This window comes from Acinetobacter sp. Res13-Abat-PEC15-P4-01 (assembly GCF_015676285.1).
GTDB lineage: Bacteria > Pseudomonadota > Gammaproteobacteria > Pseudomonadales > Moraxellaceae > Acinetobacter > Acinetobacter nematophilus.
In genome coordinates this window covers 118,559-130,991 of record NZ_JADAIN010000017.1, presented here as the reverse complement: position 1 = coordinate 130,991, position 12,433 = coordinate 118,559, and the positions used below count along the sequence as shown (strand labels likewise).

Here is a 12,433-nt window from a genome sequence, read left to right as displayed (position 1 = left end):
CACTGAAAGAGAGAAAATCTTGAAAATTTTAAATCTTGTTGTACTGAGCAGTATTATAGTGATGACTGCCTGTCAGAAACACAATCAATCACCAGAAGATATAAAGAAACACGAGCCGGTAATTGATGCTCAAGCCACAGCAAGCCAAGTGAAAAGTGATTCTGAAGCAGAAATTCCAGCAACTGTTTCCAAGACTGAAAAGAATCCGGATAGCGCTAGGTTGACTTATCCAGAAGCATTGATCAAGCAAGTGAAGGAAGCTGAGGAGAGCTGTCAGACACCTGCAAAGGTAGAAATGAGTAGCGTCATTAAAGCTGTTGATTTAATCGGGGATGAACAACCAGAATATATTTATGAACCTGATGCTATGACGTGTGCCGAAGATGGGGTGTTTAGAGGACATGGTGGTGATCAGTTGGTGATCTATCAATCTCAAGATGGTAAAAGCATTCAAGAAATTTTTAACAGCAGTGTTTTTGCATATCAAGTTTTAGATCATCAACCCAAGGCGATCGTGCAAATAGAAGTTGGCGGTGGATATTGTGGTCAAAATATGGATGAAATCAGTCGAGCCGAAGCAATCATGTGTAAGCGTAATTTGGAATGGGATGATGCATCCAAGCAACTTAAAATGGGCAAAATCCAATTGATTGACAAGCCAGCTGATGCTGAATAAGTGCTATTCATGATGAATAGCACAACCGATTTATTTATGGTCGAATAATCATACAGGTCGCTGTTGCATGTGCATATAATTTGCCATCTTCATCGACCAATTTACCTTCAGAAATTGCGAGATTCTTACTTGAATTAATCAGCTGTCCAATCGCAAATAAAGGTTTATTTTGTGGTACTGGGCGGCACATTTTAACATTTAAGTCGATGGTGCCGTAACCTACACCCGCTTCAAGGGTGGTATGTACTGCACAACCAGTTGCAGAATCCAAAGTTGTAGCAGCAAAACCACCATGTACACCCCCTAATGGATTTAAATGACGTTCATCAGCTTTGACAATAAAGTTTGCATAGCCTTTAGCAATTTCATGCAGATCCATAGGAATGGTCTCACTGATGGATGCTCTTGGGATATCACCATCTATCATGGCTTGTAAAAATTCGAGTCCAGTCATTTCTTTTAAAGATTTCATCATTTTGTCCTAGGTTTTTAGTTCTAAAAAGGAACTTGATGATTAAAATAAAATGCTTTAACAGATGCTGTCAAATTCTTTTTAGTATTCGATATCGTAAAACCTTTCGATATGGTCGGATTGATGGAGGATTTTTAAGGCTATTTTTTCACCGGTTGCCCATGTGGCGCTTGATTGATTCAAATCAACATCGATGATATCCAACTCTTTACATAAAGTCTGACGGCTTTCAATGACAATAAACTGTGGTGACTGGGTTTTTAGACATTTTGCAATATACCGTTGAATATCATGAAGCTTATAAACATCTATAATTTTATAACGCATATTTTTCCAACTGTTTATTTAAGTTGTTGTATTGGATAATCTAGAGCTAATTATTCCAGTTTTCAATGATAAAAAGATTACAAAAACCACATTTGATTAAAAAATATTGCTTAGAATATAACTTCAAGCCGCAATAGGGGGACTGCTGACAATTCGTCTATGTTTGCGACTCTAATCTGTTTTTTTAGACGATACCAGGTACGGAATACGAAATTTAGTCATTCTACATGAGTAGTCCGTAACGACGTAACGGCAAAAAACCCAAGCCATTTATGAAATGCCAGCAGCCCCTAGTATGTTATTTGAACATTTTTGAGAACATGGAGATTCCTATGAAAGGGCAATGTGTTTGTGGGGAAACAACGTTTAACGTAGAATTAAAAAATCATGCGGTACATGCATGCCATTGCTCAATCTGTCGTAGACAGACCAGTGGTGTAATCATGACCATTGATGTGGAGCAAGATGGGTTAAACTTTATTAAAAAAGACCACTTAAGTATTTATCACTCATCGGAATGGGGGGAGCGTGGTTTTTGTAATGCCTGTGGAACGAATCTGTTCTGGCGTACTAAAGATCAAAGCTATTGTAATATCAATGCTTTTGCTTTGGATGAACAACCACAAGATATCAAATTTGATATGGAAATTTATATCGACAATAAACCCGCTTTTTATAATTTTGAAAACCAGACGAAAAAGCTGACTGAGGCTGATGTTGTCGCCTTATTTACAGGAAATAATGAATAGTCATTTTTATTAGGGTTTGATTTTAATCACAGACAATCTTAAACTTGTTCAGCTTAAAAACGCCAGGTAATTTGACTGGCGTTTTTACTGGGATCTTTAGGGTTTATATATGCCAAGTTTAACCAGATGTAACCTCAAAATACGGCGGAGCTCCAATACTGCTTCAGGTGTTTCCTGAATTGAATGTCCACCTTTGATAATGACTTCCGAAGCTGCTCCATCAAGGTGTGAGCTGGTATAAGGAACTACACCATCAGTCATGATTTTAGGATCCTGACTGTCGGTAATATTGCCCATGATTGAATGATAGACCATGGTCTTTTTAGGCATCACATTTTCTGTTAAATGAGTGAACTTGGAGTTATGGCTGAGATCACTTGGTCCATTCTGAATGATTCCATGTCCCACATCTTTTAGAAAGTTTTTTGCATTTAAATCACGTTCATCAATGGAGTCCGCTAAAGCTCCGAGAAATGCACCAGGTAGTTTGATAATACGACGAGCCGCTAAGGTGAACCAGCGATCAGCAAATGCTGTACCACGGTGAGGGGCTGATATAAAAATGGCGCGGTCGAAGTTCGGTACAGATTGAATGCTCAGACGTGCTTTAAAGATCGGGTCATCTTTGAATTTATCAAACTTACGGTTATTTAACATTTTTAAAGCAGGTTGAGTGAGATCAGCATCGCTGACCAACAGGCGCGCAATAATGCCGCCCATACTGTGCCCAATCAATACAGCATCTTTTGCAGAAGCTGATTTTTGGTCAATCGAAGCAAATGTTTGATTGATAATCGCATTGATTTGGTAACGGCTTTCCAAGATTGGCATGTTGGTGGAATAGAAAATTTGCCAAACCTGATAATGTTCGCGGAGTACATTGTCTCCCATGATGTCATTGGTTAATCGAATCCATGCTTCTGGACTACTGGCTAAACCATGGACCAAAACAATAACTTTCTTATTGGGGTTATACGGCTCAAGCATGTACAGGTGTGGCATGGTCAAGCTCTGATCTCGATCAATCAAGCTCAGGTATGCAGCAATCCCTAAATTATTCTGCGCTAACCATAAGCCGTATGGAGCAGAGAAATTGGCTGCTAGAGGATATTGTTTTCCACCAATTTTAATGTTTTCAACACTATATGGATCGTAAATATTTAACTGGAAGTTGGGGGTGTGCAAAATATTCTGCAATGATTCATTGGCATTTTCAGGTTGAGCAGCAATACTTACAGATAAATAACGCGGTGGGTGAATATTAGGATTTATGCCATGTTTATATTGGTAATCAAATGGATTAACAATATATTTGTTTTCTTCAGGGGCATCGGTCTTCGGCAAAATTGCGACAAATTCCGCACCGAAACCATCTCTACGGTTAATTGAGCGTAAACCTGAAAAGTTAAGGTTGTAACTGGAGACGAGATCTTCTAATTCTGTATTGGCAATCGCAGGATAACCATTAAAGTTGATGCGATACGTACTGGTTCCAACTTTAATCTGCTTGGCAACTTTTTGGTTTTTATGGCGTGCCGCATAGGTGGAAATGAGCTTTGCCAACGCTTGATTGTAAAAATCACGTATTTGAACCTGTCGGTTGTTGAAAATACGGTCTTGTGGTTGGCGTTCTGTTTTAAACAAGTAAGCATAACTATAACGAATACTGTTATCGAGCATGACCATTTGTTGGTCTAGGCATTGATCATAATTTTTCTGTGTGTTTTGCTTTTTTTCTGTAGATTGATGTTTAGAAAATACACTGATTTTACAATTGGACGAGTCTGCTAGATTAATCGCTTTGGTCAGGTAGATTTCACTGGCTGTCGAAAGCAGCTGTTCATCTTGTATCTGCGGTATTTTGGCTAAATCAGCGACACATTTTTCTGCTTCTTCCGCGCATGATTTTGCTTCACGCCCAGTCATGGAGAGCACATTTAAACTTGCCTCACTCATTTTGGAGCGTGTTAAAATGCTATCACGCTCATTGGCGATCGTAACATTAACCTTTTGATTTTTTACACTTACAACCTGACATCCAGAGAAAATCAATGGGCTGATGGCTAAAACATAAAGCAAAATTTTATTTTTTGAGTTTTGCATAAACATTAACGAGATCAATCTTTTCTGAATAATACGATAGTTTTCTAGAATTTCAATTTATAAGCAAAAAAATAGACTGAATGCTCAGTCTATTTTTCTAGCCTAGAAATTATTTCGTCAGAGCCGGGTTTTTCATCACTTGCCAAACATTGTAGCGACCTTGTTTTTCAATTTCTTGAATCAAACGATCTGCAACTTCTGCTTCTTCAGGATATTTCACTTTATAGTTTTTTAGTGTTTGCACCGCATTTTTCTTTTGTTCCATACCAATATAATTATTGGCAGAAGACAAATAAGCTTCCTGCACACCCGCTTTCATGGCTTTATCTAAATATGGCATTGCTTCTTTTTGACCGCCACCTTCCGATAAAGAGAAACCAAACCATAAGTTTGCTTCAGGATCTTCTTTATTGATTTTAAGAATACGTTGAGCATAATCTAATGACTTAGTGGTATATGAAGAACCTAAATCAAGGTTGCGTCCAAGAATACTGGCTTTAAATGCACGAATCAGAATATCAAATGATGCATTTGGCGCAGCAGCAAGCTGGTCTAGCTGCGTAGATACTTCTTTTAATTTTCCTTCAAAACCTTTGCGTTCTTTACGGTCACTAAACTGTGGTGGATAGTGGCGTGCTTTACCTTCTACCATTTGTAAGAAGTCATCAATTGCAGTGATATCGATTTCGTTATCACCCGCCAATACAGCATATTTCATCGCACGCTGTGAACTGTTTACCGTTGGTACAATTAATTTATTGGTATCAAGCACAATTTTTTGATTTGGATTTGCTGGATCGGTCACTTCCAGTTTATTGACAGGCTGAGCTGCTGCTTTTTTTAACTCCAACTCAAAAACAGGAGGTTGGGAGTAATCAAATGGATTTAACGCATAGAAGGGTGGAGATAATTCTGGCTCAGTGTAAATGAAAGGCTCATTCGCATCTATTTTTGTGCTTTGTTTGGTTGGTGTAGTTGAACACGCAGTTAAGAATGATGTAGCGAGCAATGCATATGCCAAAGGCTTAATCGTCATGTGTTTCTTCCATTAATTTATATTAAAAAATGTGCATGCGCATCAGTCTATGAAAAGACGTCTGAACATGCAACTTGATTTGGTTCGTATTATTAAAAATTATACATTAAGTTTTTGATGGCACTTTTTGGGCTTCACACTCACGCCTGACCTCTTCAATAATTTTGATTTCCTCGTCGCTCAAAGGTTGTTCAATCGTCTGAGATAAATTAAATGTAGGATCTAAAAGTGACAAACGTTTACACAGGCTATGAATACGCTGTTCATTTTGTTCAAGTCGATCTAACAGAACACGCATGCCTTCGAGCATTGGATCCTGTTGCTCCTGAGTTGCGGCATAAGCCTGAAACTCTGTGTTTTCAGTTGTATTAGCGACTTCTTCTGGACAGCGAGTCTCTGTGGTTGAAACTGTTTCTTTATCTTTGGTAATGAATCGGGCCGGATTGCCAACCGCGGTGGCACCATCTGGAACAGCTTTGGTGACCACTGCATTTGAGCCAACTTTAGCATTTTTACCCACCACAAAAGGTCCTAGAATTTTTGCACCAGCACCTACCACTACACCATCTGCAAGTGTGGGATGGCGCTTGCCGGTATTCCATGTTGTGCCGCCTAATGTGACGCCGTGATATAAAGTAACATCATCTCCTATTTCAGCAGTTTCTCCGATCACCACCCCCATACCATGATCAATAAAGAAACGCTTGCCAATTTTGGCGCCTGGATGAATTTCAATACCTGTGGCAAAGCGACTAAAAGAAGACAATATTCGCGCTGAAGTTTTACAGTTTTTTTCCCATAATTCATGCGCTACACGATGCATAATCAATGCATGTATACCCGGATAAGTTGTTAAAACTTCAAATGTATTTCGCGCAGCAGGATCTCGCGCGAATACAGCTTGGATATCTTCTTTAAGCTGCTTAAGCATTAGTTTTGATCCTCATGTTTTGACTTTTTCCATGTCCCGTTATTGAGAGCCTGAACTCGGCTAAAAATACCCCGTAATAAATGATATTCCATCTTATCCAATTGTATACGTCCAAATAATCGACGCAAGCGCAATGGAAGAAGGCGCGGATTTTTAGGGTCTAAAAATTCAATTTCAGCCAGCATTTTTTCAATGTGAGGATAAAATTGTTCCATCTGTTCATGCGTGACCAGGGGTTCGTCCCAGTGCATATCTGCTGAGTCTGTTACATGCATTACAGCTTGAGTATCAACAGTTTTATCTGCAAATGCCAAAGTTGCCATACGCATTTCATAGCAGATCACCTGGATAGCTTGAGCAACATTCAATACACCATAATCACTATTTACAGGAATTGTGACATGATAATTCGCAAGCGCAAGCTCTTCATTGGTGAGCCCACGGTCTTCTCGACCAAAAACGACAGCAACCTCCTGCTGACTGTAAATGACAGACTGCATTGACTTTTCTGCGGCAGGGCGTGCATCCAGCAAAGGCCATGGAATCGTTCGGCTGCGCGCACTGGTACCAAATACCAGATGGCAGTCTTTAATTGCATCTTCCAGACATTCTACGATTTCAATAGACTTGATTAAATCTGTAGCACCCGCTGCCAAAGCCTCAATATCGGGATGCGGATAGGTTTTCGGTGCGACTAGAACCAGTTTAGATAATCCCATTGTTTTCATTGCACGTAATGCACTGCCAATGTTTGCAGGCAGTGTGGTATTGACCATCACAATACGTACATGACTTAAATGCTGTGAAATCACAGCATTGTCAAAAATGTCCATTGATGTTCCAAAATTAAATAAAGAGAAGATTAGGTATGTTAAGAGTATTGACCGGCATCAGCGAGATACTCATCCATTGCATCCTCCATGCTCATATTGTCTGGAGGAGGTGCAACTTGAGTAGGCTGTGCCAATTCACGATGATCAACCGCCTTAGCTGCCTTGGATTTGACCTGATATTCAATATGAATCGATTCCTTACCAAAATAATCACGTAATTTTGATAAGAGTTCATCTAAAGGTGCGACTTTCCACTGTTGTCCAAAATGTAATTCAGCAGTGGCATAATCATAGTCCAGCAAAATTTGCATAGGAATATGTTGACACATATCGACATTGCAAAAAGGCAGTAAAATTTTTTGAATATCCGATGCTAGGGTTTTACTGATGACTTCTGGGTTTAGTTTAACGGCAATACTGTTGGCACGTTTTTGACGAATTTCATTTAACGTGAATGCTTTGGTTAAGCGTCCCATTGGACGGTCAAAGCCTTCACGCTCATAAATTTCACCCTCAATCACCACCACTTTTTCATTCTGAATAATATCTTTAAAGCGCTGGAAACGTTCATGGTTGGAGGAAACTTCAATACGTGCTGTGCCATCATCCAATGTGACGACCATTCGATTCGGGAAGTTGGCAACGTCAACGACCAAACCGGCAAAGACTGTGGTAACACCACGACGGGTTGGTGTCAGCTCATTAATTTTATGGGGAATAAATGATTTTAACTCAGGACGATATACATCGATGGGGTGACCCGTGAGGTATAAGCCAAGCGTATCTTTTTCACCTTTTAAACGGACTTCATCTGACCATGGTTTGACCGGTTTGGCAGGTTTACGTTGAACCTCCTCAACCTCGCCAAATAAATCCATAATGCCTGTTTCACGATTTGATCGAGCCTGTTCTGCAGCTTGAACAGCTTCAGGAAGCTGTGCCATCAAACTTGAGCGTTCGATGCCTAAACAATCGAGTGCACCGGCACGGATCAGGGCTTCCAAGGTTCGTTTATTAATTTTTTTCAAATCTACACGATGGCAGAAATCAAATAGATCTTTATATGGACCATCCTGTTCACGTGAGTCAATCACAGACTGCATGGCTTGTTCGCCCACACCCTTGATTGCACCTAAACCATAAATGATGGTTTTCGCATCACTGGCGTGGAATTGATAAAATGACATGTTGACAGATGGCGGCAGTACATCTAATCCATTGATGCGGCAATCATCAATTAAGAATACAATACTGTCTGTATTCTGCATTTCTGACGACATCACTGCCGCCATGAATTCAGAAGGATAATGTGCTTTTAGCCAAGCTGTTTGATACGCAACTAAAGCATATGCAGCCGCATGTGATTTGTTGAAACCATAACCTGCGAATTTTTCCATATAGTCGAAGATATGGTTTGCCGTAGCTTCATCAATATCTTTTTTCGCCGCACCTTCAATAAAGGTTGCGCGTTGCTTGACCATTTCCTCGACTTTCTTTTTACCCATTGCACGACGAAGTAAGTCGGCACCACCAAGGGTATAGCCTGCACAGAACTGTGCAGCCTGCATAACCTGTTCCTGATACACCATGATGCCGTATGTCGGTTCAAGTACGCTTTCAAGTAAAGGATGCAAATACTCAAATTCACCACCATGCATACGATGGATAAAGTCAGGAATCAGGTCCATTGGACCTGGTCGATATAGCGATACGAAGGCAATAATTTCTTCAAATTTACTTGGGCGTGCTTCTTTGAGCATTTTTTTCATACCCACGGATTCAAACTGGAATACCGCAGTGGTGTTCGCATCGGCAAAAACGGCATATGCCTTTGGATCATCCAAAATAATATTTGAAATGTTTAAGGGGTGATCTGATTGAATTCTTTTATTGATATTTTGAACTGCATCTTCAATCACCGTCAGGTTACGTAGACCTAAAAAGTCAAATTTAACCAAGCCCGCAGCTTCTACATCATCTTTGTCGAATTGCGCAACACGACCGCTACCATCGGCTTCACAAAGTACAGCGGAATAATCGGTAATTTTTGTGGGTGCAATCACTACACCGCCTGCATGTTTACCGGTATTTCGGGTTATGCCTTCGAGTTTCAATGCCATTTCCCAAATTTCAGCTGCATCGTCATAATCCGGATTGGAAGGATTGGTAACGATATCTTTGAGTTGCGGCTCTGCTTCCAGTGATTCTTCTAAACTCAGCCCCAGAGGTTTGGTGGGAATCATTTTAGAAATACGATCAGCCAATCCATAGGATTTACCCAATACGCGTGCAACATCTCGAATAGCACCTTTGGCCGCCATGGTACCAAAGGTCGCAATTTGTGAGACTGCATCACGTCCATAGTGACTTGCTACATAGTCGATAACTTTATCTCGACCGGCAATACAGAAGTCAACATCGAAGTCGGGCATGGATACACGTTCTGGATTTAAGAAACGTTCAAAAAGTAGATCATAGCGAAGTGGATCTAAATCAGTAATTTTCAAACTGAACGCAACCAAGGAGCCTGCACCCGAACCACGCCCAGGTCCAACTGGAACACCATTATTCTTAGACCATTGAATAAAGTCCATCACGATCAGGAAGTAACCAGGGAAATCCATTTTATTGATGATTCCAAGCTCATATGCAAGGCGTTCATCATAAGGTTTACGTATTTCAGGCCAGTCTTCGTTACGTTTTTCTACAGGGTAGAGGACATCCAAGCGCTCTTCTAAACCTATCTCTGAAACGTGTTCGAAATAGGAGTGAATCGTGTGACCTTCAGGAATTGGATAATCAGGCAGGTCATGGAAGCCCAAACGCAAAGAGACCGTACAACGTTTTGCAATCTGCAGTGTATTTTCGATAGCACTTGGAAGATCAGCAAATAATTCAATCATCTCAGTCGATGTTTTGAAATACTGTTCTGGACTATAGTTTTTAGGGCGTTTATCGTCACCTAAAACATAACCATCGGCAATACAAACACGTGCTTCATGTGCTTCATAATCTTCTGCGGTGATAAAATGCACGTCATTGTGTGCAACAACACCAATCTTATATTTTGCAGCGAGTTTTACAGCTTCTTGATTAAAGCTTTCTTCAAGTGGTCGACCAGTTCGAGTCAACGCCAAATAGACCCGATTGCCAAATTTTTCAATCCACTGCTCAAGTAAAGGTTCAGCTTTTTCTGGGTAGGCTGAGCAGAGCATTTCACCAACATCACTGTGCAAACCCAGGAGAACGATAATATCTTCTGATTGCTCAAGTATCCATTCCTTTTGAACGCATGGAATTGAAAGTTGTTGACCTTCGATAAAGCCACGAGACACGATTTCAGTCAGTCCACGCCAACCTTTATTGGTCATTGCAAGTAGGGTTGCTTTATGGTTGGCATCGTTGAGACGGATCACACTGCCGAAAATAGGCTTAATGCCTTTCGCTAATGCCTTGTTATAAAATTTGACTGCGGCATGGAGATTGGATAGGTCTGTGATGGCTAAAGCAGGCATTTCATCAGATGCAGCAGCTTTAATCAGATCAGGTATACGTACAATCGATTCCGTAATCGAAAATTCGGTATGAATACCAAGATGAACAAACTGCATAGACCAATCCTATATGAAACTGCGGGTTATTTTATCATGCTTAAACAGTGATGTGCTGAAATATCATCGGCTGATGAAATTGATAGTGGAATTTTAAATAATTGAAATATATGAAAAATATAATGTTTTATCATATTTGATGTTCAATTGCATGTAATTCCAACAATTCTTATATGCCACATGTCGCAGTTCAATAGGTTCGGATACACTGGTTTCTAATACACGCTTTTTTAAGTAAGAAACAACGTTATCAAAGAAATTCCCCAATATTCAAAGCAGGGTATGGGTTTGCCTCGACTGGAAATACATTCGAGTCTTGATATTTCATAAATGGTTTGCGTTGAAGTTGAAATTGAGCAGGCTTGAGGAGTTGGCTGCGCAAGGAAACCAGAAAATAGTACGACTATTTTCGAGTTTCATGAGCTAAGCTGAGATAATTTTAACCGTAACCTAAGCAACAACAGCGCATTGTTTATTGCTGCATAAGGCGCCGTAAGGACTGGCTTTTTTGCCACTTCGTCGTGATTTTGCTAAACTGTGTTCTCATGATTTAGAATGATTGAATTTGCTATTTCCACTCGTTTTTCTAAAAAACACAGTTGATCGCAACCATAGATAAATTCTCAGCACACCCTATGAAGATGAGGTTGATTTTAAACGCTCAGAACCAATCCAATGCTTGGAAAATTGGTATGCGGCTCGACCTGAACGTTGTCCACGCGCTTGACACCATCTGAGGGCTTCTGCACGGACTTCCTCACCAAACGGCATGTCTTCTTTTTTAAGATAATGTTCAACAATTTCCAAATAAAGATTTTGATCCATGGGATAAAATGACAACCACAATCCAAAGCGATCAGATAGTGAAATTTTTTCTTCAATGGCTTCTTGAGGATGGAGCTCTTTATATTGTGGTACATCAACTTTGGTAACGGGGGTATTCTCGTGCATGAATTCAGGCAATAAATGACGGCGATTACTGGTTGCATAGATCACAAAGTTACTCGAGCCTGATTGTAAAGACCCATCCAACACGCTTTTTAAACTACGATAGTTTTCATCTTCAGCATTAAATGCCAGATCATCACAATAAACGATAAATTTTTCAGGGCGGTTTTGGATAATTTTTTGAATCTCGGGAAGATCTGACAAATCATCTCGTTCAATTTCAATAAGACGTAAACCTTGTTCTGAATACTGAGTTAACAAGGAACGTACAATAGATGACTTTCCAGTACCACGCGACCCAGTCAGTAAAATATCATTTGCGGGTAAACCATGCAGGAACTGTTCGGTATTTTGTAAAATTTTGGCTTTTTGCCTTTCGATTCCTTTAAGATCATCTAGATGAATGGCTTTCGGGTTGTAAATGGCTTTGAGTTGTTGATCATGCCACCGAAAAGCAATTGCCGAAAAGTCAGGTTCTTGTTTGGTTTCAGGTAAAATTTGCTTTAATTGATCAAGGACTTGAGATAATTTTTGGATGATATTGTCTGGTAAATCTAAAGTTGCCATATCCGTTCGCTATGTTCAGAAATTACTAAGTGTGGATGATATTAGCACAGTATTTTTATTGAGCTCATCTCAATTGGTGATTATCGGAGTAGGTCGCCAAAATTAAATGACTTGTGGCAATTGATTATCTGTTTATTTTTAAGCATAGTTTATAGATGAGTCTTCATCCTCGGGTTGAAA

Annotated in this window: 10 protein-coding genes; 2 read left to right on the top strand and 8 right to left on the bottom strand. The window is 39.9% G+C overall.

Annotated features, from left to right (window positions below; genetic code table 11):
- The first annotated feature begins 19 nt into the window (after window positions 1-19).
- Window positions 20-676: a hypothetical protein gene (locus IMO47_RS06575; protein ID WP_196076933.1), complete on the top strand. Its 657-nt coding sequence runs from the start codon at window positions 20-22 to the stop codon at window positions 674-676.
- Window positions 677-710: 34 nt separating this feature from the next.
- Here the strand turns inward: IMO47_RS06575 and IMO47_RS06570 are convergent, their stop codons facing one another.
- Window positions 711-1,148, bottom strand: a complete 438-nt coding sequence (locus IMO47_RS06570) for a PaaI family thioesterase (protein WP_196076934.1) — start codon at window positions 1,146-1,148, stop codon at window positions 711-713.
- Window positions 1,149-1,229: 81 nt separating this feature from the next.
- Window positions 1,230-1,475: a hypothetical protein gene (locus IMO47_RS06565; RefSeq protein ID WP_196076935.1), complete on the bottom strand. Its 246-nt coding sequence runs from the start codon at window positions 1,473-1,475 to the stop codon at window positions 1,230-1,232.
- Between the two features lie 332 nt (window positions 1,476-1,807).
- On the opposite strand from IMO47_RS06565, the gene IMO47_RS06560 reads away from it, so the two are divergent.
- The gene (locus tag IMO47_RS06560) at window positions 1,808-2,224 is read left to right on the top strand and encodes a GFA family protein (protein ID WP_196076936.1); all 417 of its coding nucleotides are present in this window, start codon (window positions 1,808-1,810) and stop codon (window positions 2,222-2,224) included.
- A gap of 96 nt (window positions 2,225-2,320) precedes the next feature.
- On the opposite strand, the gene IMO47_RS06555 is transcribed toward IMO47_RS06560, so the two are convergent.
- From IMO47_RS06555 to IMO47_RS06530, 6 genes are all read right to left on the bottom strand, one after another.
- Entirely contained in the window at window positions 2,321-4,333 is a 2,013-nt protein-coding gene (locus IMO47_RS06555; RefSeq protein WP_196076937.1) for an alpha/beta hydrolase, read from the bottom strand.
- A 103-nt stretch (window positions 4,334-4,436) separates the two neighbouring features.
- Entirely contained in the window at window positions 4,437-5,363 is a 927-nt protein-coding gene (locus tag IMO47_RS06550) for a hypothetical protein (RefSeq protein ID WP_196076938.1), read from the bottom strand.
- A gap of 106 nt (window positions 5,364-5,469) precedes the next feature.
- Window positions 5,470-6,294 (bottom strand): serine O-acetyltransferase, encoded by an 825-nt coding sequence (gene cysE, locus IMO47_RS06545; RefSeq protein ID WP_196076939.1) that lies wholly within the window; start codon window positions 6,292-6,294, stop codon window positions 5,470-5,472.
- A complete protein-coding gene (locus IMO47_RS06540; protein ID WP_196076940.1) occupies window positions 6,294-7,127 on the bottom strand; it encodes an RNA methyltransferase in 834 nt (277 codons plus the stop codon). The genes cysE and IMO47_RS06540 overlap by 1 nt, the downstream gene beginning before the upstream one ends.
- Before the next feature lie 38 nt (window positions 7,128-7,165).
- A complete protein-coding gene (gene dnaE, locus IMO47_RS06535; RefSeq protein ID WP_196076941.1) occupies window positions 7,166-10,738 on the bottom strand; it encodes a DNA polymerase III subunit alpha in 3,573 nt (1,190 codons plus the stop codon).
- 633 nt (window positions 10,739-11,371) lie between these two features.
- Window positions 11,372-12,253, bottom strand: coding sequence for an ATP-binding protein (locus IMO47_RS06530; protein ID WP_196076942.1), 882 nt, complete (start codon window positions 12,251-12,253; stop codon window positions 11,372-11,374).
- Window positions 12,254-12,433 lie beyond the last annotated feature (180 nt).